Genomic DNA, 26,105 nt, shown 5'->3' with positions numbered 1-26,105 from the left:
TTATTGTTAGGTGTCCATGCGCCGATCATATATCGGTGATGAATGTTAATACACGCCGAGAATAGGCTAGGTAAATTATCAACGCTGTTCTAGCATCGATTGCATGACCTAAACAACCTCTCAAAGAAGGGAGCTGCTCATGGATTTCGCCTATTCGCCCAAGGTTCAGGAACTGCGTGAACGCGTCACTGCGTTCATGGACGCTTACGTTTACCCGGCCGAGCCGGTGTTTGAACGCCAGGTCAGCGAAGGCGACCGCTGGCAGCCCACCGCGATCATGGAAGAGCTCAAGGCCAAGGCGAAAGCCGAAGGCCTGTGGAACCTGTTCCTGCCCGAATCCGAACTGGGCGCCGGCCTGACCAACCTCGAATACGCGCCGCTGGCGGAAATCATGGGCCGTTCGCTGCTGGGCCCGGAGCCGTTCAACTGCTCTGCGCCGGACACCGGCAACATGGAAGTGCTGGTGCGCTACGCCAACGCCGAACAGAAACAGCGCTGGCTCGAACCGCTGCTGCGCGGCGAGATTCGTTCGGCCTTCGCCATGACCGAACCCGACGTGGCCTCCTCGGACGCCACCAACATGGCCGCCCGCGCCGAGCGTCAGGGCGATGAGTGGGTGATCAACGGCAAGAAATGGTGGACCTCCGGCGCCTGCGACCCGCGTTGCAAGATTCTGATCTTCATGGGCCTGAGTAACCCCGACGCGCCGCGCCACCAGCAGCACTCGATGATTCTCGTGCCGGTGGACGCCCCCGGCGTGAAAATCGTGCGTCCGCTGCCGGTGTTCGGTTACGACGATGCGCCCCACGGCCACGCCGAAGTGCTGTTCGACAACGTGCGCGTGCCGTACGAAAACGTCCTGCTGGGCGAAGGCCGTGGCTTTGAAATCGCCCAGGGTCGTCTTGGCCCGGGCCGTATTCACCACTGCATGCGTTCCATCGGCATGGCCGAGCGCGCGCTGGAACTGATGTGCAAACGCGCCATCAGCCGCACCGCGTTCGGCAAGCCGTTGGCGCGCCTGGGCGGCAATATCGACAAGATCGCCGACTCGCGCATGGAAATCGACATGGCGCGCCTGTTGACCCTGAAAGCGGCCTACATGATGGACACCGTGGGCAACAAAGTGGCGAAGAGCGAAATCGCCCAGATCAAGGTGGTGGCGCCGAACGTGGCGTTGAAGGTGATCGACCGCGCGATCCAGATCCACGGCGGCGCTGGCGTGTCCAATGACTTCCCGCTGGCCTACATGTACGCCATGCAACGCACCCTGCGCCTGGCCGACGGCCCGGACGAAGTGCACCGCGCGGCGATCGGCAAGTTCGAGATCGGCAAGTATGTGCCCAGGGAGCTGATGCGCGGCGGCCAGTAACACCGGGTTGCCTGCTACCGGGAGCAAGCCCCCACAGGTTGGAATGCATTCCAAGTGTGGGAGGGGGCTTGCCCCCGATGACGTCGGACCAGGCAATACAGATCCGACTGTCCTCAGTACACCCAAACCTCCACCCGCCGATTCTTGATCCGCCCCTCATCCGCCGTATTCGCCGCCACCGGCATCTGCGCGCCGAACCCGCGGATATCGCGCAGCACCACGCCGCTTTTCACCAGTTCCCGGCGCACTGCCATCGCCCGCAACTTAGACAGCAGCGCAGCGCGTTGCGGGTCGTTCTTGGCATCGCCGAACCCCACCAGCGTCACCTGCTTGTCCAGCTTGTCGTGGTTTTTCAGATACGCCACCACCCGCTGCAAATCCTGGCGTGCCTTGTTATCGAGGCTGGCGCTGCCCTCTTCGAAGCGAAAATTCACCGTCAGGCGCTGAGCGTCGCGCGCGATGGCCTGATAGTCCTCGGGCATCGACGCTCGTGGCTCCACGGCCATCGCCTGCACCTGCTGCGCGATAAACCCGTTGGCCGCGACAATCGCCTGGCCCTTGCTGCTCTGGGTAAAGTCCACCAGCGCCTTGGCCCACGGGGTCTGGCTGGAGGGGGGCAGGTAAAAGAACAACCGACGCGACAGAGGGTAGTCCTCGGTGGCAATCAGGCTGTTCAACGGCAACATCGGTTGCGAGTCACCATCGACGATCGCCACGGCCTTGGCCTGGCGCACATACGGCAGGCCGATGAAACCGATGCCTTGTGGGTCCTGGCTGACGGCGTCGGATAGCTGCTCGCTGGATTCGAAACGTTTGGCGGACGCGGCCAGGGGCTTGCCGCGCAGGCGTAGCACCAAGTCCTTGAAGGTGTCGTAGGTCCCGGATTGATCATCCCGCGCGTACAGGTGAATAGGCCCGCCGATCCCACCCAGGGCTTCCCATGTACTGACCTCGCCGTTGAAGATCTGCGCCAGTTGCTCGGTGTTCAGGGTATCCAGCGGGTTGCGCGGGTTGAGAATGATCGCCAGGCCGTCGATCGCGATCACTTGTTCGGCCTCCGGGCTTTTCAGGTCGCCCAAGGGTTCAAGGTCTACCAGTTCGCTGTCCTTGATCGGGCGAGAAGAGGCGGCGAGGTCGGCGCTGGCTTTTTTCAATGCGGCAAACCCGGTGCTTGAACCATGGGCCGCGACTTCTATGGTGACCGTCTTGCCCTGGCGCGTCTTGCCGACCACGCGCTGTTCATTGGCGCCGCCGCCCGGTTCACTGTGCACCGCCTGCAGGCCCTGATGCTCCATCAATCCCTTGACCAAGGCGGGGCCCAGCGCCGCGCCAATGGTGTTGGAACCCTGGATGCGCAATGCAGGGCCCTGGTCGGGGACGGGGAGGGGGGCGGCAACGATGGAAAAGGAACACGCGCAACACAGCAGGAACAAAACGCGCAGCAGCATGCTGGCACCATCTCAATACAAAGGAAGTGCTGCGAGATTAAGTCAGTAAGATTGCAGCAATGTGACTGATGTTCAGCGGATCAACAGGTGGGAGCGGGCTTGCTCCCACCTTTAACCGAGGACCGCCGGAAAATCAGCTCAACTCGAGCCAGATCGGCGCATGGTCGGACGGTTTCTCCAGGCCGCGCAGTTCGTAATCCACGCCGGCATCCTTGACCCGTGGCACCAGGCCGGTGGACGCCATGATCACGTCGATACGCAGCCCGCGCTTGGGCTCATCCTCAAAGCCGCGGCTGCGGTAGTCGAACCAACTGAAACGGTCGGTCACGTCCGGGTTCAGGTGGCGGAAGCTGTCCACCAGGCCCCAGTTTTTCAAGCGTGCCATCCATTCGCGTTCCTCGGGCAGGAAGCTGCACTTGCCGGTTTTCAGCCAGCGCTTGGCATTGTCGGCGCCGATGCCGATGTCGCAGTCTTCCGGGGAGATATTCACGTCGCCCATCACCACCAGGGCCTGGTCATTGCTGAACTGGCTCTCCAGCAGGTGTTGCAAATCTGCGTAGAAGCGCTGCTTGGCCGGGAACTTGGTGGGGTGGTCGCGGCGTTCGCCTTGTGGGAAATAGCCGTTCATGATCGTGACCGGGTTGCCATGCTCATCGGCGAAAGTGCCCCAGATAAAGCGGCGCTGAGCCTCTTCGTCATCGCTGGCAAAACCTTTATGCACGCTCAACGCTTCCTGGCGCGAGAGCAGGGCCACGCCGTAGTGGCCTTTTTGGCCGTGGTAATAGACGTGATAGCCCAGGGCCTGCACTTCAGCGAGGGGGAACTGGTCGTCGTGGACTTTGGTTTCCTGCAGGCCAATCACATCGGGTTGATGCTTTTCAATCAGCGCCGCCAACTGATGAGGGCGGGCGCGCAGCCCGTTGATATTGAAGGAGACGATTTTCATGGTCGGCAGTCCAGTCCTGGCAAAAGGGCGATGCTAGCCGACAAGTCAGACGGGGGCCAGCGTGGCGGTAGGACAGATGCACTGCTAATGTCTGGGAACGACTGGTGCTGCGTAGGTTCGTACCCATAAGAACGCCATCCTTTGAGTGGCGCACAGGGAGATTGATTGTATGCCTGAGACTTTGAACGCCGTTGCCGAAATCCGCCTGCTCAACAGCGACTATTCCCGCGAGGCTCGCTCGCTGTTGTACCAGGCCTATCGGCATGAGCCGACGTTCGCCTACATCTTCGAGGCGGAACGCCCAGGCTATGAACAGCGGGTGCGCGCCACGGTGCGCGAGCTGGTGAAGCAGCATTTCTTTCAGAAACTTCCCGCCATTGGCCTGTTCGTCAATGATCGTCTGATCGGCATCGCGCTGATCGCGCCGCCGCAACGGCGCCTGGGCATTACCGAGAGCTGGGCCTGGCAACTGCGCATGTGGTTGAGCACCGGTGTGCGCGGCACCCGGCGCTATCTGGATTACTACAATGCGGTGCTGGCCTGCTTGCCCAGCGAGTCGGTGCATGTGCTGCCGCTGCTGGGCATCCACCCGCAATTGCAGGGCAAGCACTACGGCGAACAATTGCTCGAAGCCGTGCACAACTGGTGCGCCGAAGACCCGCATTCGTCCGGCGTGGTGCTGGATACGGGCAATTCACGTTATCTGGACTTCTATAAGCGCCAGGGCTACGAGGAAATCGGCGAAGTCGCCGTAGGACCGATCCTGGAACATGTGTTTTTCCACCCCAATCCCCAGGTGTCACATGCTGCAACGGCTTAGCGCAGAATTTTTCAGAATTGTCTGAGCTCTAAGTTTCTCCTCAGCTCGTGTAGCATCCGCGCTTATGAAGTTTCCAGTAAAAGTTACCAGCGGCTTGATTCTGCTGTTCACAAGCTGCAGCGCGTTCGCGCAAAGCGAATTGGATGTGCGGATCAAGCCATCCAACGATGCGCTGAAAGCCAATATCGAAGGCTACATCGGCGGGGTGGGCGATCGTGATGAAGAGGCCTTGCTGCGGTTCAGCCGTGGCGCCGAAGAGCAGGCGCGCAAAGCGGCCCAGGCGCTGGGTTTCTATCAGCCACGGATCGAAAGTTCCGTCGCGGGCGGCAAGAACCCGCGCCTGACCCTCACCATCGACCCCGGCGAACCGGTGCATCTGCGCAACGTGACCATCCGGGTCGATGGCCCGGCCGCGGACCTCAAGGCCTTTCGCGTACCCACCAGCAACGAGCTCAAATCCGGCGCGGTGCTCAACCACGGGCATTACGAAGACGCCAAGCGCCTGATCCAGAACCAGGCTTCGCGCTACGGTTTTTTCAGTGGACGTTTCACCCGCCAGACGCTGGCGGTAGACCCCAAGGCCGGCGTCGCCGATATCGAACTTGTCTACGACAGCGGTCCGCGCTACACCTTGGGCAAGGTCAGCTTTGCCGGCGATACGCCGTTCGACGAAGAACTGCTGCAACGCATGGTGCCGTTTAAAAGCGGCGATCCTTACGACTCCGAGCTGATCGCCGAACTCAACCAGAACCTGCAGGGCAGCGGCTTTTTCGAAGGCGTGCGCGTGGACGCCGCGCCGGCGGCCTCGGCCAATGATGTGATCCCGGTGGCCGTCCGCCTGGAAACCCGCAAGCCGCGCACCATGGGCCTGGGCCTGGGTTTTTCCACCGACGTCGGCCCGCGCGGTAAAGCCAACTGGACGCGCCATTGGGTCAATCCCCAGGGCCACAGCTACGGTTGGGAGGCCGAACTCTCGGCGCCGCGCCAGAACGTCGGCCTGTGGTACGACATTCCGCTGGACCCGCCGCTCACCGATAAACTGCGTTTTGCCGGTGGTTACCAGAATGAAGAAATCGCCAACACCGACACCCTGAGTAAATTGCTCACGCTAGGTCCCGAATGGCACAGCAAGTTGCCCAGTGGCTGGACCCGGGTGATCTCGTTGAAATACCAGCGCGAGGAATATCGCCTGGGCAACGACTCCGGCCTCAGTAACCTGCTGATGCCCGGGATCAGTTACTCCTACCTGCGCAGCGATAATCGCATCGACCCCCACCATGGCTACCGCCTGCAATTCGACTCCAAGGTGGCCAAGGAGGGCCTGGGTTCGGACACCAACCTGCTTTACGGCACAGCCATGGTCAAGGGCCTGACCACCCTGTGGGACAAGCATCGTTTCCTCGCCCGGGCGCAGGTGGGCGGCAGCGCCACCAATGGCTACAAATCGGTGCCGCCGTCGTTGCGCTTCTTTGCCGGTGGCGACCAGAGCGTGCGCGGCTACGAGTACCAGAGCCTGTCGCCGGAAAACGACCAGGGCGACCGCATCGGTGGCCGCTACATGGTGGCGTTGAGCGCCGAGTATCAATATTCCATCGCCGAGAAATGGCGGATCGCGACCTTTATCGACCAGGGCAACTCGTTCAACACCCTGGAAATGCCCAGCCTGAAAACCGGCGTCGGCGTGGGCATCCGCTGGGTCTCGCCGGTGGGGCCGATCCGCCTGGACCTGGCCCACGCCCTGGAAGATCCGGGTGGCGTTCGATTGCACTTTTCCATGGGGCCTGAGCTGTGATGCGTGGTTTGAAAATCGCGGGGCTGGCCGTCGCGGCCGTCCTCGCCCTGGTATTGCTGGGAGTGTGGACGGTACTTGGCACCCCGGCTGGCAGCCGCTGGGCCTTGGGCCAGGTGCCGGGTTTGAGCGTGGAGAACTTCCAGGGGCGTTTGGGCGGTCGGTGGAGCGCCGATCATCTGCTGTGGCAACAGGACAGCAGCCGCGTCGAACTCACTGCGGCGACAGTCGATTGGTCGCCGGCGTGCCTGTTGCGCATGACCCTGTGCATCAACCGGCTGGACGTGGAACAGGTCGGTCTGCAATTTCCACCCGGCACTGAAGACAGCAGCGGGCCGATCCAGCTGCCCGAGCTGAAACTGCCCCTGTCCATCCAGTTGGGCGACGTTCGCGTTGGTAGCCTGCTGTTTAACGGCAGCGAAGAACTCAAGGGCCTGCAACTGGTGGCGCATTGGACTGCTGCCGGCCTGCAGATCGACGCCGTGCACCTGCAACGGGACGACCTGGTGCTGGACCTGGCCGGGCTGTTGCAACCGACCGGCGACTGGCCGTTGAGCGCCAGTGGCAACCTGAGCCTGCCGTATGCGCCGGGCGGTGCGCCCTGGACGGTCGCGCTCAAGGTCAACGGCGATCTGCTCAAGACCCTCAAGCTCGATGCCGACAGTAGCGGTTACTTGCCCGCCAAACTCAGCGGCGAGCTGCAACCCCTGGCGGACAACCTCCCGGCCCAGGTGCGTATTACCGCCGATGGCTTCAAACCCAGTGCCGATCTACCCGACACCCTGCAACTCAATCAACTCGATCTCACTGCCAAGGGTGACCTGAAAGACGGTTATCAACTGCTCGGCAAGGCGGTATTGCCGGCGGAAAAAGGCCCGGTGGACCTGCTGCTGCAAGGCAAGGTCGACGCCAGGGGCGCACAGATTACCGGCCTGGAGTTGACGGCCGGCGACCAGCAGAGCCTCAGACTCAGCGCCCAATTGGATTGGCAGCAAGGCTTCAGCGCCGAGGCGAAAATCGCTTGGCTGGATTTCCCCTGGCATCGCCTCTATCCGTTGATCGACGAACCTCAGGTGGTTTTGCGCACCTTTAATGGCGAGATTTCCTATAAGGACGGCAACTACCTCGGCAATCTCAAGGCCGATCTCGACGGTCCCGCCGGCAAGTTCAATGTGGTCACGCCGTTCAGTGGCGACCTCAAGCAGATCTTCTTGCCGGAGCTGAAACTGACTGCCGGCCAAGGCAAGGCTGAAGGCCATCTGAACCTGCAATTCGACGATGGCATCGCCTGGGATACGGCGCTGGATTTGTCGGCGCTGAACCCGGCGTACTGGGTCGCGCAATTGCCGGGCACCCTGGCCGGACCGCTGCGCAGCACCGGTGAGTTCAAGAACGAACAGCTCAAGCTGAACGCCGACCTCGACCTCAAGGGCCGCCTGCGCGGGCAAACCGCGGTGCTGGCGGCCAAGGCCGAAGGCGCGGGCGCGCAATGGACCCTGGCCAACCTGGACATTCGCCTGGGTGACAACCGCATCAACGGCAGCGGCAGCCTGCAACAACGCCTGGCCGGGCAGATCGACATCAAGCTGGCGCGCCTGGCCCAGCTGTGGCCGCAGCTGCGTGGGCAGGTCAACGGTCGACTCGACGTGGCCGGTAGCCTGAAAGCGCCCCAGGGCAAGCTCGACCTCAAAGGGCAGCAATTGGCGTTCGCCGACAATCGCCTGCAAAGCCTGACCCTCGCCGCCAGCCTCGATAATGCCCAGCGCGCGCAGATCGACCTCAAAGGCAGCGGCATCCAAAGCGGCGACACCCAGGTCGGCACGCTCAACGCCAGCGCCCAGGGCGATATCAACAGTCAGAAAGTCCGGCTGGAGCTGGCGGGCCCGTTGGTCCAGCTCGCCCTGGCCCTGGACGGCAACCTCGACAAAGGCAACTGGCGCGGTCGCTTGGCCAGTGGCGACATACAAGCCGGCGGCCAGGACTGGAAGCTGCAAGCCCCGGCAAAAATCGAACGGCTGGCCGATGGCAAGCTGACGTTCGCGGCGCACTGCTGGGTCTCCGGCCCGGCCAGCCTGTGTGGCGAAGACCAGCGGCTGATGCCCGAGCCCAAGCTGCGTTACCACCTCAAGCAGTTTCCCATCGACAGCCTCGCCGCGTTCCTGCCCAAAGATTTTGCCTGGCTGGGCAAGCTCAACGCTGACATCCAGCTCGACCTCCCCGACAGCGGCCCCAAAGGCGTGGTGTCGGTGGATGCCAGTGGCGGCACCTTGCGGGTCAAGGACAAGCATCAATGGCTGGATTTCCCCTATGACACCCTCACCCTGGAAACCACCCTCAACCCCACGCGCATTGACACTCGGCTGAACTTCCGTGGCGGCAAACTCGGTGAGTTGTTGCTGCAGGCACAGATCAACCCGCTGCCGAAAAACAAGCCGATCAGCGGAAACTTCAGCCTCACCGGCCTTGATCTCGCGGTGGCGCGACCGTTTGTGCCGATGGTGGAGACGCTCCACGGCAGGCTCAACGGCAACGGGCGTATTTCCGGCGGGTTGCTGGCGCCGCAGGTCAACGGCAGCGTGAATCTGTTGGACGGCGAGATTTCCGGGCCGGAACTGCCCATCAGCCTCGAGGGTTTGAATGTGCAAGCGTTGATCGCCGGCGAAAGCGTCCAGCTCAATGGCGCCTGGCGCAGCGGCAAGGCCGGGCAGGGCAGTCTCAAGGGCCAGATCGAATGGGGCCAGGCGTTGGCCGTGGACCTGCGCCTGCAAGGTTCGCAACTGCCGGTCACGGTCGAACCCTATGCCGTGCTGGAAGTGGCGCCGGACCTGAAGATCAGCTTGAAGAACGACCACCTGGCGATTGCCGGCAAGGTACGGATCCCCCGCGGTGACATCACCGTGCGCGAACTGCCGCCCTCGACGGTAAAGGTCTCGGACGACACGGTGATCATCGGCAGCCAGACCGAGGAGGGCAAGCCGCCGATGGCCATGGCCATGGATATCGACGTGGCGGTGGGTGAAGACCAGCTCAATTTCTCGGGCTTCGGCCTCACCGCCAAAGTGCAGGGGCACGTGCATATCGGCGATAACCTCGACACCCGTGGCGAGCTATGGCTTAACGATGGCCGCTACCGTGCCTATGGCCAGAAACTCGATGTGCGTCGCGCAAGGTTGCTGTTCGCCGGGCCGCTCGACCAGCCGTATCTGGACATCGAAGCGATCCGCAAGACCGACGATGTGATCGCCGGAATCCGCCTGAGCGGCAGCGCCGAGCAGCCCACCACGCAGATCTTCTCGGAACCGGCGATGAGCCAGGAGCAGGCGCTGTCCTACCTGGTGCTGGGCCGTCCACTGAGCAGCACCGGCGAAGACAACAACCTGCTCGCCCAGGCCGCCCTGGGCCTGGGCCTGATGGGCAGCGCCGGGGTGACTTCGGACCTGGCCAGGGACCTGGGAATTAAGGATTTCGAACTCGACACCCAGGGCAGCGGCACCACCACGGCGGTGGTCGCCAGCGGCAAGATCACCGAGAAACTCAGCCTGCGTTATGGCGTGGGGGTGTTCGAACCGGCGAGCACCATTGCCTTGCGCTATCTGTTGAGCAAGAAGGTGTACCTGGAAGTGGCCAGCGGCGTGGCCAGCTCGTTGGATATTTTCTACAAACGAGACTTCTGACCCACCCCTCTGTAGGAGCCGGCTTGCCGGCGACAAACGCCCAGGCGCCACGTTCATCCTGACGGCTCACGTCATCGTCAACGACCCTCGCTGGCAAGCCATCTCCGGTTTTGCATTTGCTCCGGTCGTCGGTCAATTAGCAAGCAAGCTAATTATTCATTTTGATATTCGCTGCCTAAGCAGTAACATCCGGTCATACATTCGCTGCTTAGGCAGTAATAAGGTGACTTTCGATGAAACACTTCACCCCCGAAAACTTCCGCAACTGCCACCTTGGCCTGTTGCTGGGCCGCGCCGCGATTCTCAAGGACCGCATCATCGACACCCACATGGAACCCCACGGCATCACCGCCGCGCAGTTCAAAGTGTTGATCATCATGGCGCAGTTCGGCGTCGACACCCCGGCGGAGCTGTGTCGCCACCTGTCCCTGGACAGCGGCTCGATGACCCGCATGCTCGACCGCCTGGAGCAAAAAGACTTGCTCAGTCGCAAGCGTTCCGAGCTGGACCGCCGCCAGGTGCAGTTGGTTCTCACTGAAGACGGCCAGCGCCTGGCGGACATGCTGCCGCATATCGGCGCCGAGGCGTTGAACCAGTTGGCCGGTGCATTGGATCCGGGGGAGTTGCAGACCCTGGAAAAGATCCTCAAGAAAATTCTGATAGCTGCCGGTGACTCCATCACCCTGCAGCGGGTAGGTAAAGAATGAACACACGTGCCTTTTGCCTGGTCCTGGTGGCCATGAGCATGGCCGGTTGCGCCAACTTCAGTGGACTCGATACCCAGGGCCAACGCTTGGATGCCAACACCTTGCAAACCGGCAAATCCCTGAGCGGCGTGACGCTGTCGAGTGCCGCCTGGCCGCGCGCCGACTGGTGGAAAAGCCTCGGCGACCCGCAGCTCGACAGCCTGATCTCCGAGGCTCTGCAAAACAGCCCGGATATGCAAGTGGCCAGCGCCCGCGCCCATCAGGCCGAGGCCGCCGCCTATGCCGCGAATGCCGCGCGCCTGCCGACCTTGGATGCCAGCGCCGGCGTGAGCCGCTCGCGCCTGGCCAGGGACCAGGACCCGCTGGGGCAGGGCGATACCTATTCGACCGTGCGTAGCATCGGCGCCAGCTTCAATTACAACTTTGACCTCTGGGGCGGCCAGCGCGCTGCCTGGGAAGCCGCACTGGGCCAGGCCCGTGCCGCCGAAGTCGACCAGCAGGCCGCGCGCCTGACCCTCGCCGCCGATGTGGCCAAGGCGTATAGCGATCTGGGTCAGGCCCATATCGTGCGTGACCTGGCCAATGACGACCTCAAGCGTACCCGGCAAATGCTTGATCTGGGCCGGCGTCGACTGAACTCGGGCATCGATAGCCAGTATCAGTACCAGCAGACCGAAAGCCTGGAAGCCAGCTCCCAGTCCCAACTGATCGATGCGGAAAAACAACTGCAGAGCGCCAAGATCGCCCTGGCGGTGTTGCTTGGCAAAGGTCCGGACCGTGGCAATGAGCTGGCCCGGCCGGTTGTGCTCAAGCCCAGCGCGGTGGCTGTTCCTTCGGTACTGCCCGCTGAATTGCTCGGCCGGCGCCCGGACCTGATCGCCGCCCGCTGGCGTGTGGAGGCGGCAAGCAAGAACATCGCCGCCGGCAAGGCCAGCTTCTACCCCAACCTCAACCTCAGCGCGAGCGCCGGGGCCGAGTCGTTGCTGGGGGATGCGATGTTCGGTTCGGCCAGCCGCTTCTTCAACATCGCGCCGACGATCTCGCTGCCGATCTTCGATGGCGGCCGCCTGCGCGCCAATCTCGACGCGCGCGACGCCGACTACGACCTGGCCGTGGCCCAGTACAACAAAACCCTGGTGCAAGCCCTGGGCGACATCGGCAACACCCTTTCACAACTGCGCGACACCGGTCGGCAGATCCAGGCCCAGCAACACGCTGCGGACATTGCCCAGCAGTCCTACGACACCGGGATGCAGCGCTACAGCTCCGGGATCGGTAACTACCTGGATGTGCTCAGCATCGAGCAGCAATTGCTCCAGGCCCAGCGTCAGCTAGCGACCCTGAATGCCGCGCAGATCGATCTGTCGATTCAATTGATGCAGGCCCTGGGCGGCGGCTACGGCGCCGACAACGTGGCAGCGACCACCCCAGCCACACGCACGGAATAATTCGAGGTATTTGTCATGGCCACTGCCGAAAGCACCACCGCACCACAACCCAAAGACAACAATCCACGCAAGCGTAAAGTCATGCTGATCGGCCTGGCGCTGATCGTTATCCTCAGTATCGTTGGCGTGTGGGGTTGGTATGAACTCTACGGGCGCTTCAACGAAAGCACCGACGACGCCTATGTGAACGGCAACGTGGTGGAAATCACGCCGCTGGTCACCGGCACCGTGGTCAGCATCGGCGCCGACGATGGCGACCTGGTCCACGAAGGCCAGGTGCTGGTCAATTTCGACCCGAACGACGCCGCCGTCGGCCTGCAAAGCGCCCAGGCCAACCTGGCTCGCACCGTGCGCCAGGTGCGCGGCCTGTACAGCAACGTCGACGGCATGAAAGCCCAGGTCAATGCACAGAGAGCCGACGTGCAAACCGCCGAGGACAACTTCAATCGCCGTAAAACCCTGGCCCAGGGCGGCGCGATTTCCCAGGAAGAACTGTCCCACGCCCGCGACAGCCTGACCGCCGCCAAGAACGCCCTGACCAACCTTGAGCAACAGCTCAAGACCAGCAACGCCCTGGTGGATGACACCGTGATTTCGTCCCACCCGGACGTGCAGGCCGCCGCCGCACAACTGCGCCAGGCCTACCTGACCAATGCGCGCAGCACCTTGATCGCGCCGGTCACCGGTTACGTGGCCAAGCGCACTGTGCAATTGGGCCAGCGTGTGCAGCCGGGGACTGCGCTGATGGCGGTGATCCCGCTGAATCAACTGTGGATCGACGCCAACTTCAAGGAAACCCAACTGCGCGATATGCGCATCGGCCAGCCAGTGGACATTGAGTCGGACATCTACGGCAGCGACGTGAAGTACAGCGGCACCGTGGACAGCCTGGGCGCCGGGACCGGCAGTGCGTTTGCCCTGCTGCCGGCGCAGAACGCCACCGGTAACTGGATCAAGATCGTCCAGCGGGTGCCGGTGCGCATCCATATCAACGCCGAGGAGCTGGCCAAGCACCCGCTGCGCGTGGGCTTGAGCACCGTGGTCAATGTGGACCTGCATGACCAGAGCGGCCCGATGCTGGCGCAACAGCCGCCGCAAAAGGCTTCGTTCACCACCAACGTGTATGACCGCCAACTGGCCGAGGCTGACGCCATGATCACCCAGTTGATCCATGACAACAGCATCGCCGCGCCCAAGGCTGTGCAACGCTGATGAGCCATAACGCGTCCTTCACGCCGCCCAGCCTGCTGATGGCCACCATTGGCCTGTCGCTGGCGACCTTCATGCAGGTGCTCGACACCACCATCGCCAACGTGGCGTTGCCGACGATCTCCGGCAACCTCGGCGTGAGTTCGGAGCAGGGCACCTGGGTGATCACCTCGTTCGCGGTGAGCAACGCCATCGCTTTGCCGCTGACCGGTTGGTTGAGCCGGCGCTTTGGCGAGGTGAAGCTGTTCCTGTGGGCGACGATGCTGTTTGTGCTGGCGTCGTTCCTCTGTGGTATTTCCACCTCGATGCCCGAGCTGATCGGCTTCCGGGTACTTCAGGGGTTGGTCGCCGGGCCGTTGTACCCGATGACCCAGACGTTGCTGATCGCGGTCTACCCGCCGGCGCGGCGCGGCATGGCCCTGGCGCTATTGGCGATGGTCACGGTGGTGGCACCGATTGCGGGGCCGATCCTCGGCGGCTGGATCACCGACAGCTACAGTTGGCCGTGGATCTTCTTTATCAACGTGCCCATCGGCGTGTTTGCGGTCATGGTGGTGCGTTCGCAACTGAAGACGCGCCCGGTGGTCACCAGCCACCAGCCGATGGATTACGTGGGGTTGCTGAGCCTGATCGTCGGGGTGGGCGCCTTGCAGATCATCCTCGACAAGGGCAACGACCTGGACTGGTTCGAATCCAACTTCATCCTTATCGGCGCGGCTATTTCGGCGATTGCCCTGGCGGTGTTCATCATCTGGGAACTCACCGACAAGCATCCGGTGGTCAACCTGCGGCTGTTCGCCTACCGTAACTTTCGCATCGGCACCATTGTGCTGGTCCTGGGCTACGCGGGGTTCTTCGGCATCAACCTGATCCTTCCGCAGTGGCTGCAAACCCAAATGGGCTATACCGCCACCTGGGCCGGCCTGGCGGTGGCGCCGATCGGGATCCTGCCGGTGGTGATGTCGCCGTTCGTGGGCAAGTACGCGCCCCGGTTCGATCTGCGTCTACTGGCAGGCCTGGCATTCCTGGCGATTGGCTTGAGCTGCTTCATGCGTGCCGGCTTTACCAATGAGGTGGACTTCCAGCACATCGCTCTGGTGCAGCTATTCATGGGCATCGGCGTGGCGCTGTTCTTTATGCCGACCTTGAGCATACTGATGTCCGACCTGCCGCCGCATCAGATCGCCGACGGCGCCGGGCTTGCGACCTTCCTGCGCACCCTGGGCGGCAGTTTTGCCGCGTCGCTGACCACCTGGATCTGGATTCGCCGCGCGGACCAGCACCATGCGTACATGAGCGAGAACATGACCACCTACGACGCGGCGACCCGCGATGCGTTGCAGGCGCTCGGCGGGGCAGGTCACAAGGCTTATGCGCAACTGGACCAGATCCTCACCAGCCAGGCGTACATGATGTCCACCGTGGATTACTTCACGCTGCTGGGGTGGATGTTCATGGGGTTGATGTTGCTGGTGTGGCTGGCCAAGCCGCCGTTCACCGCGAAGGCGGGGCCGGCTGCATCAGGGCACTGATCGGCCAAGGCTGGAGTGCAATCAACTGTGGGAGGGGGGCCGATAGCGGTGGGCCAGCTTCAAATAGGCTGACTGATACACCGCCATCGGGAGCAAGTCCCCTCCCACAGTTGATCGATGGCGTGTTTGAGTCAGGCGCCGGGCAGTGCCAATTGCGGGTTGACGAAATCGAACGCTGCCAACTGAAACCCTTGGCCATCGACCTGCAGCGCCCAGCCTTGCTTGTCCCAATCCCCCAGCACAATGCGCTTGGCCGCCTGGTCGCCAATCTGCAACTTATGGATGGCCGGGCGGTGCGTATGGCCGTGGACCAGGGTGCGTACGCCGAACTGCTGCATCACCCGTGGGACTTCCTCGGGGGTGACGTCGACAATATCGTTGGTCTTCATGCGTGTCTGCGTGCGGCTCTCGCTGCGCAGTTTGCGCGCCAGCCTGTGGCGGGTGCGCAGCGGCAAGTGGCGCAGGATAAACAGCACGATCGGGTTACGCAGGATGCGCCGCAGCTTCATGTAGCCAAGGTCGCGGGTGCAGAGGCTGTCGCCGTGCATCAGCAGCACGGGCTCGCCATACAACTGCACGACACTCGGGTCCTTGAGCAAGGTGGCGCCAGTCGCTTTGCAGAACGCCTTGCCGATCAGGAAGTCGCGGTTGCCATGCATGATGAAAATCGGGGTGCCACTGTCGCTCAGTTCACGCAGAGCGGCGCAGATCGAACGTTGGAAATCGGTCATCCCATCGTCGCCAATCCAGGCTTCGAAGAAGTCCCCCAGAATGTACAACGCCTGGGCGCCACGGGCGCGGCCGTGGAGCAGATCCAGAAACGCCCGGGTAATGTCCGGGCGCTCCTCTTCCAGATGCAAATCTGAAATCAGCAATATCACTCAATGATCTCGGCTTTCTCGATGATCACGTCTTCGACCGGTACGTCCTGGTGACCGGCTTTACCGGTGGTCTGCACGCCTTTGATCTTGTCGACGATGTCAGTGCCTTCGGTCACTTTACCGAACACTGCGTAGCCCCAACCCTGCACATTCTTGCCGCTGTGGTTCAGGAAAGCGTTGTCGGCGACGTTGATGAAGAACTGCGCGGAGGCCGAATGCGGCTCCATGGTACGGGCCATGGCGACGGTGTACTTATCGTTGGAAAGGCCGTTGTCCGCTTCGTTCTGGATGCTTGGGCGCTTGTCTTTCTTTTCTTTCATGCCCGGCTCGAAACCACCGCCCTGGATCATGAAGTTGCCGATGACGCGGTGGAAAACCGTGTTTTCGTAGTGGCCGGCTTTAACGTACTCGATGAAGTTGGCGACGGTGAGCGGCGCTTTCTCGGCGTTCAGTTCGATGACGATGTCACCGTGGTTGGTGCTCAGTTTGACTTGAGTCATATCTACTACTCGTTCAGGGAATTCGTGGGGCGCACGTGTCAGGCGCCAGACCTGTATGGCTAAACAGCGGCCAAGGCGCGCAGTTTAGCGTGCCCGCCAGGAATTTCGAGGTGGTTTTTTACCGCCCGGGCAATTAAAGCCGCAGTTTTCGGCCGCGCTCTGTCAGCGGGTTGACAGGTTCGGCTATGATAAGCGCTTTGTTTTATCGGCCTAACCTGGCCCAGTACTTCCGTCTGTTCAAGGATCCTATGAGCAAGCCCACTGTCGACACTACCTCGAATTCCAAGGCCGGACCTGCCGTCCCGGTCAACTTCCTGCGCCCGATCATCCAGGCGGACCTGGATTCGGGCAAGCACACGCAGATCGTCACCCGTTTCCCGCCAGAGCCCAACGGCTACCTGCACATCGGTCACGCCAAGTCGATCTGTGTGAACTTCGGCCTGGCCCAAGAGTTCGGCGGCGTCACGCACCTGCGTTTCGACGATACCAACCCGGCCAAGGAAGACCAGGAATACATCGACGCCATCGAAAGCGACGTGAAGTGGCTGGGCTTCGAGTGGTCCGGTGAAGTGCGCTATGCCTCGCAATATTTTGACCAGTTGCACGACTGGGCCGTGGCGCTGATCAAGGCCGGCAAGGCCTACGTCGACGACCTGACCCCGGAGCAGGCCAAGGAATACCGTGGCAGCCTCACCGAGCCAGGCAAGAACAGCCCGTTCCGCGACCGGTCGGTGGAAGAGAACCTGGACTGGTTCGCCCGCATGCGCGCCGGTGAGTTCCCGGACGGCGCCCGCGTACTGCGCGCCAAGATCGACATGGCCTCGCCGAACATGAACCTACGCGACCCGATCATGTACCGCATCCGCCATGCCCACCACCACCAGACCGGTGACAAGTGGTGCATCTACCCCAACTACGACTTCACCCACGGTCAGTCGGACGCCATTGAAGGCATCACCCACTCCATCTGCACCCTGGAGTTCGAGAGCCACCGCCCGCTGTATGAATGGTTCCTCGACAACCTGCCGGTACCGGCGCACCCGCGTCAGTACGAATTCAGCCGTCTGAACCTGAACTACACCATCACCAGCAAGCGCAAGCTCAAGCAACTGGTCGATGAAAAGCACGTCAACGGCTGGGACGACCCGCGCATGTCGACGCTGTCGGGCTTCCGCCGTCGCGGCTACACCCCGGCGTCGATCCGCAACTTCTGCGACATGGTCGGCACCAACCGTTCCGACGGCGTGGTCGACTTCGGCATGCTCGAGTTCAGCATCCGCCAGGACCTGGACCAGAACGCCCCGCGCGCCATGTGCGTGCTGCGTCCCTTGAAGGTGGTGATCACCAACTACCCGGAAGACAAGGTCGAGCACCTCGAACTGCCGCGTCATCCGCAGCAAGAAGACATGGGCGTGCGCGCGCTGCCGTTTGCCCGTGAAATCTACATCGACCGTGATGACTTCATGGAAGAGCCGCCAAAAGGCTACAAGCGCCTGGAGCCGAGCGGCGAAGTGCGCCTGCGTGGCAGCTACGTGATCCGCGCCGATGAAGCGATCAAGGATGCCGATGGCAACATCGTCGAACTGCGCTGCTCGTATGATCCAGAAACCCTGGGCAAGAACCCTGAAGGCCGCAAGGTCAAGGGCGTGATCCACTGGGTGCCGGCCGCGGCCAGCGTCGAGTGCGAAGTGCGTCTGTACGACCGCCTGTTCCGTTCGCCGAACCCTGAGAAGGCTGAAGACAGCGCGAGTTTCCTCGACAACATCAACCCTGACTCCCTGCAAGTACTCACTGGTTGTCGTGCCGAGCCATCCCTTGGCAGTGCACAGCCGGAAGACCGTTTCCAGTTCGAGCGCGAAGGTTACTTCTGCGCGGATATCAAGGACTCGAAACCAGGCGCTCCGGTATTCAACCGTACCGTGACCTTGCGTGATTCGTGGGGCCAGTGATTTAAGGAACCGTCGTGCTAACGATCTACAACACGCTCAGCAAGAGCAAAGAAGTCTTCAAGCCGCTCGATGGCAACAAGGTGCGCATGTACGTGTGCGGCATGACCGTGTACGACTACTGCCACATCGGCCACGGTCGCAGCATGGTCGCCTTCGACCTGGTGACCCGCTGGTTGCGTTTCAGCGGCTATGACTTGACCTATGTGCGCAACATCACCGACATCGACGACAAGATCATCAATCGCGCCAACGAAAACGGCGAGTCGTTCGACGCGCTGACCGCGCGGATGATCGCCGCCATGCACGAGGACGAGGCACGCCTCAACATCCTCAAACCGGACATGGAACCGCGCGCCACGGACCATATCCCGGGCATGCACGCGATGATCCAGACCCTGATCGACAAGGGCTACGCCTACGCCCCGGGCAACGGTGACGTGTACTACCGCGTCGCCAAGTTCATGGGCTACGGCAAGCTGTCGCGCAAGAAAATCGAAGACCTGCGCATCGGTGCGCGCATCGAAGTCGACGAAGCCAAGCAAGACCCCCTCGACTTCGTGCTGTGGAAAGGCACCAAGCCCGGCGAGCCAAGCTGGGAATCGCCTTGGGGCGCCGGGCGTCCGGGCTGGCACATCGAATGCTCGGTGATGTCCACCTGCTGCCTGGGCGAGACCTTCGACATTCATGGCGGCGGCAGCGACCTCGAGTTCCCGCACCATGAAAACGAAATCGCCCAGAGCGAAGCCGCCACCGGCAAGACCTACGCCAACGCCTGGATGCACTGCGGCATGATCCGCATCAATGGCGAGAAGATGTCCAAGTCCTTGAACAACTTCTTCACCATCCGCGATGTGCTGGAAAAGTACCACCCGGAAGTGGTGCGTTACCTGTTGGTGTCCAGTCACTACCGCAGCGCGATCAACTACTCGGAAGACAACCTCAAGGACGCCAAGGGCGCCCTGGAGCGTTTCTACCACGCGTTGAAAGGTCTGCCCTCCGTGGCACCGGCGGGTGGCGAAGCGTTCGTCGCACGGTTCACCGAAGTCATGAACGACGACTTCGGCACCCCGGAAGCCTGCGCGGTGCTGTTCGAGATGGTGCGCGAGATCAACCGTTTGCGTGAGACTGACCTCGACGCGGCGGCGGGCCTGGCGGCGCGCTTGAAAGAGCTGGCGAGCGTGCTGGGCGTGTTGCAGATGGAAGCCGATGACTTCCTGCAAGCCGGCGCCGAAGGGCGCGTGGATGCGGCTGAAGTGGACGCGCTGATCCAGGCGCGCTTGGCCGCTCGGGCCAACAAGGATTGGGCGGAGTCCGACCGTATCCGTGACCAACTGACCGCGATGGGTGTGGTGTTGGAAGACGGCAAGGGTGGGACGACGTGGCGCTTGGCTGATCAGGCTTGATCTGTAAGCGCTGAATGAAAAACGCCCCGACTGGTTCGGGGCGTTTTTTTGAAGCTTCTAATATTGAAAGCCAATGCGTGCAAAGTCGCTCAGAGCTGATGTCGTATGATGAATATGTTGCAATCACCAAATATTAATCACTTTAGATATGTGTTTGTTTGATAAGCACTGTGACTGCACAGCGCATAGATTAGTGCGTAGAAGATTAGATTTTAAGTAGTTGGCGGAGTTGGCGGCGCACATCCGATCCTTCGCCTAGCCTCGATCCAAATGTGGGAGGGGGCTTGCCCCCGATAGCGGTGTGTCAGCGACAGCTGCATTCACTGACACCCTGCTATCGGGGGCAAGCCCCCTCCCACATTTTTTTGACCGTGTCGCATCAGAACTCAGCGACGGCTGCTGACCTCGGCGGGCACATCGTCACCGGCCATGCGCTTGCGGAACAGCGCGGTGCGCGCCAGCAGCAGCGTCGTCACCGGCACGGTGATCGACAGCAAAATCGGGATCAACCACCCGTGCAACACCGGCCCGGACTTGAGCACCGAAAAGTAGATAATCGACGCCAACGCCACGCTCCACGCACCCAACGTCGAGGCCAGTGCCGGCGGGTGCATGCGCTGGAAGAAATCCTTCATGCGCAGCAACCCGATTGCGCCAATCAGGGCAAACACGCTGCTCAGCACCAGCAACACGGCCACGCACACTTCAACCCATAACGGCATCATTCGATCACCTCGCCACGCAGCAGGAATTTGGCCAGGGCAAATGACCCGACAAAGCCAAACAGCGCAATCAACAGCGCCGCTTCGAAGTAGGTATCACTGGCATACCGAATGCCCAGCACCAGCATCATCAACATCGCCAGGATGTACAGGTAGTCCAGCGCCAGGACCCGGTCCTGGGCGGATGGGCCTTTGAACAGGCGCACCAGGGCCAGCACCATGGCCAGGGAGAACAGGAACAGGCTGAACAGGATCGCATTGGCGAGCAGGGGGCTCATTCGAAGATCTCCATCAGGGGCCGCTCATAGGTGGTCTTGAAGTGCTCGATAAACCGCGCTTCATCGTCCAGATCGAACACGTGCAGCAACAGGATGCTGCGGTCCAGGGCCAGTTCCGACCAGATGGTGCCGGGGACAACGGTAGTGATCATCGACAAGGCGGCCAGGCCGTTGGCGTCGCGCAGGTCCAGGGGGATCTTGATAAAGCGCGAGCGCGGCGGACGCGAGCCGCACACCAGTACACCCCAGGCCACGTGCAGGTTGGACACGATCACGTCGCGGCCCACCAGGAAGAACAGGCGGATGATCGTACCGGGACGTCGGATGCGGATCGGCAGCGGACGCAACGGCGCCATCAGCAGCGGCGCGAGAAAGCCCATCAACGCACCCAGCAGCAGGTTGCCGGGGCTGGCCGACAGGTTCAGCACCAGCCACAACACCCACAGCGCCAGGGACAGCCACGGGGCAGGGAACAGCCGTTTCATGGTTGCACCTCCAGCGCGGCGGTCTTGGCTTCAGGGCTGGGCACCGGACGCGTCGCCATCACGGCCATCACGTAGCGTTCGGGGTTGTTCAGGCTTTCGGCGGTGGCCCGGGTGTAGCGCATCAGCGGTTCGGCCTTGAAGGTCAGGAGAATGCTCAGGCCGAGCAGGAAGAAGATCGGTACGCACTCATAGCGGCGCAGCAGCGGCGAGGGGCGTTCTTCCGGGGTCCAGAAACGCTGGATGCCCAGGCGCGCAAAGGCGATCAGCGACGCCAGCCCGGACAGGATCAGCAGCGCCACCAGGCCCCACGCGGCAGGGCGGATCGGTGTGTCGCCGCTTGCCCCCAGGCCGAGTGGATTGACCAGTGCGCTCAACAGGCCGAGCTTGCCGATAAAACCAGACAGTGGCGGCATACCGATGATCAGCAGTGCGCAGGCAATAAAGCTCAGGCCGAGGAACGCCATGGTCCAGGGAATGACCTGGCCGACCACGGCCTTCTGTTCGTCATCGAGGTTCACGCCGGGCCGCGGATGCAGGGATTCCATAGCCTTGGGCAGCGCATCAATTTCTTCGTCCAGCGGCAGGTCGTTGGCCGAGCGCGACCGCTCGATCAACTCGGCCAGCAGGAACAATGCACTCAACGCCAGCGTAGAACTGACCAGGTAAAACAACGCCCCGGCCGTCAGGCTCGGCTGGGCAAAGCCCACCGCCGACAGCAGGATCCCGGCGGACACCAGGATGCTCAGGCTCGCCATGCGTTCCAGGCGTTGCGCCGCCACCATTGCCAGTGCCGCGCAGACGATGGTGGCCATGCCGCCATACACCAGCCAGTCGCCGCCAAACAGTGCCGAGGCGCCAGCCTGGCCGGAGAACAGCAGGGTCCACAGACGCAGCACGGTGTACACGCCGACCTTGGTCATGATCGCGAACATCGCCGCCACTGGCGCGCTGGCCGAGGAGTAGGCCGGCGCCAGCCAGAAATTCAGTGGCCACATGCCGGCTTTGGCCAGGAAGGCGGTAGCGAGGATCGCCGCACCGGCGTGCAGCAGGCCGCGATCGGCTTCCGGCACCAGCGGGATTTTCAGCGCCAGGTCGGCGAAGTTCAGCGTGCCGGTGACGCCATAGATCATCGCCGCCCCGATCAGGAACAGCGACGATGCCAGCAGGTTGATCGCTATGTAATGCAACCCCGCCGACACCCGCGCACGGCCGGAACCGTGCAGCATCAGGCCATAGGACGCCGCGAGCAACACCTCGAAGAACACGAACAGATTGAACAGGTCGGCGGTCAGGAAGGCGCCGTACAGGCCCATCATCTGGATCTGGAACAGCGCATGGAAACTGGTGCCCGCCCGGTCCCAGCGGGCCATGGCGAACAGCAGCGCACTCACGCCGATGATCCCGGTGAGCACCATCATCAGCGCCGACAGTTGGTCCACCACCAGCACAATGCCGAACGGCACCTGCCAGTTGCCCGGCAGGTAGACGCCAATCGAGGCGGGGCCGCCTTTTTGCGTCCAGTACAGCAGCAGGATCGCGATACCCAGGCCGAGCATGCTGGAGAACAGGTTGATCCTGGCTTTGAGCGGGCGGCGTTTCTCGCCGAGCATCAGCATCAGCGCGGCGGTGAGCAGCGGCAGCAGGATCGGCGCGACGATCAGTTGATTCACCCAGTTCATTCTTTGGGCTCCCGGCCGTCCACATGGTCGGTGCCGGTCAGCCCTCGGGATGCCAGCAGCACCACCAGGAACAACGCGGTCATGGCGAAGCTGATCACGATCGCCGTGAGCACCAGCGCCTGGGGCAGCGGATCGGTGTAGTTGAGCAGGTCTTGTGGCACGCCGTTCTTGATGATTGGCTCCTTGCCGATAAACAGGCTGCCCATGCTGAAAATGAACAGATTGACCCCATACGACAGCAGGCACAGGCCCATCACCACCTGGAACGTCCGTGGCCGCAGGATCAACCAGACGCCGGAGGCCGCCAGGACCCCAATGGCAATTGCGATGACTTCTTCCATCAGGCGGCTCCTTCCGTTACGGCAACCACTTTGGTCTGGTTGCTCGGTTTATGGGCCCGCACGGATTGGTGACCGAGGGCGGTGAGCATCAGCAGGGTCGAGCCGACAACCATGGCATACACGCCGACGTCGAAGAACAGCGCGCTGGCGACATGAATATCGCCAAGCACCGGCAAGCTGAAATGCCAGGTATGGGTGGTAAGGAACGGGTAGCCGGCAAACAATGCGCCAAGCCCGGTGAGGGTGGCCGAGAACAGGCCGAAGCCCATCCAGCGCATTGGCCGCAGGCTCATCTGCGCCTCGACCCACTGGGTACCGGCCACCATGTATTGCAGGATAAACGCCACCGACATCACCAGCCCGGCGACAAACCCGCCGCCCGGTTGGTTGTGGCCGCGCATGAACAGGTAGAACGACACCACCAGCGCAATCGGCAGCAGCAGGCGCACCAACACCGCCGGTACCATCATGAAGCCCAGGGCAGTGTCGCTGGCCTGGCGCGGGTTGATCAGGTCGGTGGCCACGTCCGGCGCCAACTGACGCTGTTGCACGGGCAGTTGCATGCTTTCTTTGGAGGGGCGGAAGCGGCGCAGCAGGGCGTACACGGTCAGCGCCACCGCGCCGAGCACGGTGATTTCGCCGAGGGTGTCGAACCCACGGAAGTCGACGAGCATCACGTTCACCACATTGCTGCCGCCACCTTCGGGCAGGGCGCGGCTCAAGTAGAACGAGGAGATGTCGTTGGGGGTCTGGCGGGTCAGCATCGCGTAGGACAGCAGCGCCATGCCGCCGCCCACCACGGTGGACAGCAGGAAGTCACGCATCCGGCGAATCCGCGCCTTGCGCAAGGTGTTCGGCAGTGGCGACACCTCTTCGATCCGCCGTGGCAGCCAGCGCAGGCCCAGCAGGATCAGCACCGTGGTGACGACTTCCACCACCAGTTGCGTCAGCGCCAGGTCCGGCGCCGAGAACCATACAAAGGTGATGCAGGTCATCAGGCCGCACACGCTGACCATGGTCAGGGCCGCCAGCCGGTGGTACTTGGCTTGCCAGGCGGCGCCCAGGGCGCAGGCAATCGCCAGCAGCCACAGGGTCACGAATACGATGGAACCCGGGATTTTCGGGCGGTCGCCCCAGCTCAGGCCACTGTTGAGCATCGGGATCATGCCGCCGATCACCGCCACCAGCACCAGCAGGAACAACTGGGTCTGCAGGCGCTTGGTGCTGATGCGTTTTTCAATCCGGCGCACGCCGCGCATCATCACCACCAGGCTGCGCTCGAAGCCACGCTTGCCATTGAAGTAGCTGATGATCGGCGGGTACTTGAAGCGGCCGCGCTTGAGTTGCTTGCGCAGCAGCAGGTACAGCACCACGCCGCCGGACATGGCCACCAGGCTCATGATCATCGGCGCGTTCCAGCCGTGCCAGATCGCCAGGCTGTATTGCGGCAGCACGCCGCCCACCACCGGCAGCGCGGCGGCGGCGAGGATCGAGCCGACCACCTGGGCCGGGAAGATCCCCACCAGCAGGCAGGTGAACACCAGCAGCTCCACCGGGGCGCGCATCCAGCGCGGCGGTTCGTGGGGCGTGTGGGGCAGGTCTGTGGCGGGCGGGCCGAAGAACACATCGACCGTAAACCGCAGGGCATAGGCCACGCTGAAGGTACCGGCAATGGTCGCGATCACCGGCAGGGCGATTTCCACCCATTTTGTCGCCGAGATAAACACCGTTTCGGCGAAGAACATCTCTTTGGACAGGAAGCCATTGAGCAGCGGCACCCCGGCCATGGACGCACTGGCCACCATCGCCAGGGTCGCGGTAAAGGGGATCAACCGCACCAGGCCACTGAGCTTGCGGATATCCCGCGTGCCGCTTTCGTGGTCGATGATGCCCGCCGCCATGAACAGGGAGGCCTTGAAGGTGGCGTGGTTGAGGATATGGAACACTGCGGCGACGGCGGCCAGCGGGCTATTGAGGCCCAGCAACAGGGTGATGAGCCCGAGGTGGCTGATGGTGGAATAGGCCAGCAGGCCTTTGAGATCGTTTTGGAACATGGCGCAGTAAGCGCCGAGCAGGAGGGTGATTGCGCCGGCACCGCCGACGATCCAGAACCATTCTTCGCTGCCGGACAGCGACGGCCACAGGCGGGCCAGCAGGAACACGCCGGCCTTCACCATCGTCGCCGAATGCAGATAGGCCGACACCGGCGTCGGCGCCGCCATGGCGTGGGGCAGCCAGAAATGGAAGGGGAATTGCGCGCTTTTGCTCAAGGCGCCGATCAGCACCAGGGCCAGCATCAGCGGGTACAGCGAATGCGCGCGGATCTGATCGCCCGCCGCCAGCACCTGGTCCAGGTCATAGCTGCCGACGATATGCCCCAGTAGCATCACGCCCGCCAGCAGGCACAAGCCGCCGGCACCGGTGACCATCAACGCCATATAGGCACCGCGCCGGGCGTCGGCGCGGTGGTGCCAATAGCCGATCAGCAGGAACGAGAACAGGCTGGTCAGTTCCCAGAAAAATACGATCTGGATCAGGTTGCCGGAGATCACCAGGCCGAGCATGGCGCCCATGAAGGCCAGGAAAAACGCGAAGAAACGCGGCACCGGATCGTCCGGCGACATGTAGTAACGCGCATACAGCGAGACCAGCGCGCCGATGCCCAGCACCAGCATCGAAAACAGCCAGGCGAAACCATCCATGCGCAACACGAAGTTCAGCCCGAGGCTGGGCAACCACATGAATTCTTCGCGGATCACGCCACCATCGGCGATCTGGGGGTAGAGCAGGGCGACTTGAAGGGTACCGACCAGAGCGACAAGGCCGGCCAACAGGGATTCGGTGTTACGTGCGTTGTGCGGCAGCAAGGCCGCCAGACAGCTGCCGATGAACGGCAGAAGCAGTAGAACTATCAGGGACATAGGC

At 62.4% G+C, this 26,105-nt stretch carries 20 protein-coding genes; 10 read left to right on the top strand and 10 right to left on the bottom strand.

What is annotated here, in order from left to right:
• The first annotated feature begins 139 nt into the window (after nucleotides 1-139).
• Entirely contained in the window at nucleotides 140-1,369 is a 1,230-nt protein-coding gene (locus tag ACLH0J_RS22180) for an acyl-CoA dehydrogenase (RefSeq protein WP_411389046.1), read from the top strand.
• Nucleotides 1,370-1,482: 113 nt separating this feature from the next.
• Here the strand turns inward: ACLH0J_RS22180 and ACLH0J_RS22175 are convergent, their stop codons facing one another.
• Entirely contained in the window at nucleotides 1,483-2,817 is a 1,335-nt protein-coding gene (locus ACLH0J_RS22175; RefSeq protein WP_411389045.1) for a substrate-binding domain-containing protein, read from the bottom strand.
• A 133-nt stretch (nucleotides 2,818-2,950) separates the two neighbouring features.
• Nucleotides 2,951-3,763, bottom strand: a complete 813-nt coding sequence (xthA, locus tag ACLH0J_RS22170) for an exodeoxyribonuclease III (RefSeq protein WP_411389044.1) — start codon at nucleotides 3,761-3,763, stop codon at nucleotides 2,951-2,953.
• A 169-nt stretch (nucleotides 3,764-3,932) separates the two neighbouring features.
• Between xthA and ACLH0J_RS22165 the strand changes: the two genes are divergently transcribed.
• The 7 genes from ACLH0J_RS22165 to ACLH0J_RS22135 all read left to right on the top strand — a co-directional run bounded on the left by ACLH0J_RS22165 (nucleotide 3,933) and on the right by ACLH0J_RS22135 (nucleotide 14,942).
• On the top strand, nucleotides 3,933-4,583 hold the full coding sequence (locus ACLH0J_RS22165; RefSeq protein ID WP_411389043.1) for a GNAT family N-acetyltransferase: 651 nt from the start codon (nucleotides 3,933-3,935) through the stop codon (nucleotides 4,581-4,583).
• Between the two features lie 64 nt (nucleotides 4,584-4,647).
• Nucleotides 4,648-6,375, top strand: a complete 1,728-nt coding sequence (locus tag ACLH0J_RS22160) for an autotransporter assembly complex protein TamA (protein WP_411389042.1) — start codon at nucleotides 4,648-4,650, stop codon at nucleotides 6,373-6,375.
• Entirely contained in the window at nucleotides 6,375-10,046 is a 3,672-nt protein-coding gene (locus ACLH0J_RS22155; RefSeq protein WP_411389041.1) for a translocation/assembly module TamB domain-containing protein, read from the top strand. Before ACLH0J_RS22160 ends, ACLH0J_RS22155 begins: the two co-directional genes overlap by 1 nt.
• Nucleotides 10,047-10,279: 233 nt before the next feature.
• Entirely contained in the window at nucleotides 10,280-10,753 is a 474-nt protein-coding gene (locus ACLH0J_RS22150) for a MarR family winged helix-turn-helix transcriptional regulator (RefSeq protein ID WP_411389040.1), read from the top strand.
• Nucleotides 10,750-12,201: an efflux transporter outer membrane subunit gene (locus ACLH0J_RS22145; RefSeq protein WP_411389039.1), complete on the top strand. Its 1,452-nt coding sequence runs from the start codon at nucleotides 10,750-10,752 to the stop codon at nucleotides 12,199-12,201. The genes ACLH0J_RS22150 and ACLH0J_RS22145 overlap by 4 nt, the downstream gene beginning before the upstream one ends.
• A gap of 15 nt (nucleotides 12,202-12,216) precedes the next feature.
• A complete protein-coding gene (locus ACLH0J_RS22140) occupies nucleotides 12,217-13,413 on the top strand; it encodes an efflux RND transporter periplasmic adaptor subunit (RefSeq protein ID WP_411389038.1) in 1,197 nt (398 codons plus the stop codon).
• Entirely contained in the window at nucleotides 13,413-14,942 is a 1,530-nt protein-coding gene (locus ACLH0J_RS22135) for a DHA2 family efflux MFS transporter permease subunit (protein ID WP_411389037.1), read from the top strand. The genes ACLH0J_RS22140 and ACLH0J_RS22135 overlap by 1 nt, the downstream gene beginning before the upstream one ends.
• 131 nt (nucleotides 14,943-15,073) lie before the next feature.
• Here ACLH0J_RS22135 and lpxH read toward each other — a convergent pair whose 3' ends face one another.
• Together lpxH and ACLH0J_RS22125 are read right to left on the bottom strand one after the other, a co-directional pair.
• Nucleotides 15,074-15,823 (bottom strand): UDP-2,3-diacylglucosamine diphosphatase, encoded by a 750-nt coding sequence (gene lpxH / locus ACLH0J_RS22130; protein ID WP_411389036.1) that lies wholly within the window; start codon nucleotides 15,821-15,823, stop codon nucleotides 15,074-15,076.
• The gene (locus ACLH0J_RS22125) at nucleotides 15,820-16,323 is read right to left on the bottom strand and encodes a peptidylprolyl isomerase (protein WP_010564954.1); all 504 of its coding nucleotides are present in this window, start codon (nucleotides 16,321-16,323) and stop codon (nucleotides 15,820-15,822) included. Before ACLH0J_RS22125 ends, lpxH begins: the two co-directional genes overlap by 4 nt.
• A gap of 248 nt (nucleotides 16,324-16,571) precedes the next feature.
• Between ACLH0J_RS22125 and ACLH0J_RS22120 the strand changes: the two genes are divergently transcribed.
• Together ACLH0J_RS22120 and cysS are read left to right on the top strand one after the other, a co-directional pair.
• Nucleotides 16,572-18,272, top strand: a complete 1,701-nt coding sequence (locus tag ACLH0J_RS22120) for a glutamine--tRNA ligase/YqeY domain fusion protein (RefSeq protein ID WP_411389035.1) — start codon at nucleotides 16,572-16,574, stop codon at nucleotides 18,270-18,272.
• 14 nt (nucleotides 18,273-18,286) lie between these two features.
• Nucleotides 18,287-19,675 (top strand): cysteine--tRNA ligase, encoded by a 1,389-nt coding sequence (cysS, locus tag ACLH0J_RS22115; protein ID WP_411389034.1) that lies wholly within the window; start codon nucleotides 18,287-18,289, stop codon nucleotides 19,673-19,675.
• Between the two features lie 386 nt (nucleotides 19,676-20,061).
• Here the strand turns inward: cysS and ACLH0J_RS22110 are convergent, their stop codons facing one another.
• The 6 genes from ACLH0J_RS22110 to ACLH0J_RS22085 are packed head-to-tail and all read right to left on the bottom strand — an operon-like array spanning nucleotide 20,062 to nucleotide 26,101.
• A complete protein-coding gene (locus ACLH0J_RS22110) occupies nucleotides 20,062-20,400 on the bottom strand; it encodes a Na+/H+ antiporter subunit G (protein ID WP_017848092.1) in 339 nt (112 codons plus the stop codon).
• On the bottom strand, nucleotides 20,397-20,675 hold the full coding sequence (locus ACLH0J_RS22105) for a K+/H+ antiporter subunit F (protein ID WP_411389033.1): 279 nt from the start codon (nucleotides 20,673-20,675) through the stop codon (nucleotides 20,397-20,399). The genes ACLH0J_RS22110 and ACLH0J_RS22105 overlap by 4 nt, the downstream gene beginning before the upstream one ends.
• Nucleotides 20,672-21,160 carry a Na+/H+ antiporter subunit E gene (locus ACLH0J_RS22100; RefSeq protein WP_411389032.1) on the bottom strand — a complete coding sequence of 163 codons (489 nt, stop codon included), beginning with the start codon at nucleotides 21,158-21,160 and terminating at the stop codon, nucleotides 20,672-20,674. Before ACLH0J_RS22100 ends, ACLH0J_RS22105 begins: the two co-directional genes overlap by 4 nt.
• Nucleotides 21,157-22,839 carry a monovalent cation/H+ antiporter subunit D gene (locus ACLH0J_RS22095; protein ID WP_411389031.1) on the bottom strand — a complete coding sequence of 561 codons (1,683 nt, stop codon included), beginning with the start codon at nucleotides 22,837-22,839 and terminating at the stop codon, nucleotides 21,157-21,159. Before ACLH0J_RS22095 ends, ACLH0J_RS22100 begins: the two co-directional genes overlap by 4 nt.
• The gene (locus ACLH0J_RS22090) at nucleotides 22,836-23,180 is read right to left on the bottom strand and encodes a Na+/H+ antiporter subunit C (RefSeq protein ID WP_149412689.1); all 345 of its coding nucleotides are present in this window, start codon (nucleotides 23,178-23,180) and stop codon (nucleotides 22,836-22,838) included. Before ACLH0J_RS22090 ends, ACLH0J_RS22095 begins: the two co-directional genes overlap by 4 nt.
• Nucleotides 23,180-26,101: a monovalent cation/H+ antiporter subunit A gene (locus tag ACLH0J_RS22085; RefSeq protein WP_411389030.1), complete on the bottom strand. Its 2,922-nt coding sequence runs from the start codon at nucleotides 26,099-26,101 to the stop codon at nucleotides 23,180-23,182. Before ACLH0J_RS22085 ends, ACLH0J_RS22090 begins: the two co-directional genes overlap by 1 nt.
• Between the last annotated feature and the right edge of the window lie 4 nt (nucleotides 26,102-26,105).

Origin of the sequence: Pseudomonas sp. MPB23, from assembly GCF_046605395.1 — a bacterium.
In the GTDB taxonomy this organism is placed as follows: Bacteria; Pseudomonadota; Gammaproteobacteria; order Pseudomonadales; family Pseudomonadaceae; genus Aquipseudomonas.
This window is presented reverse-complemented; position numbering and strand designations above follow the sequence as displayed.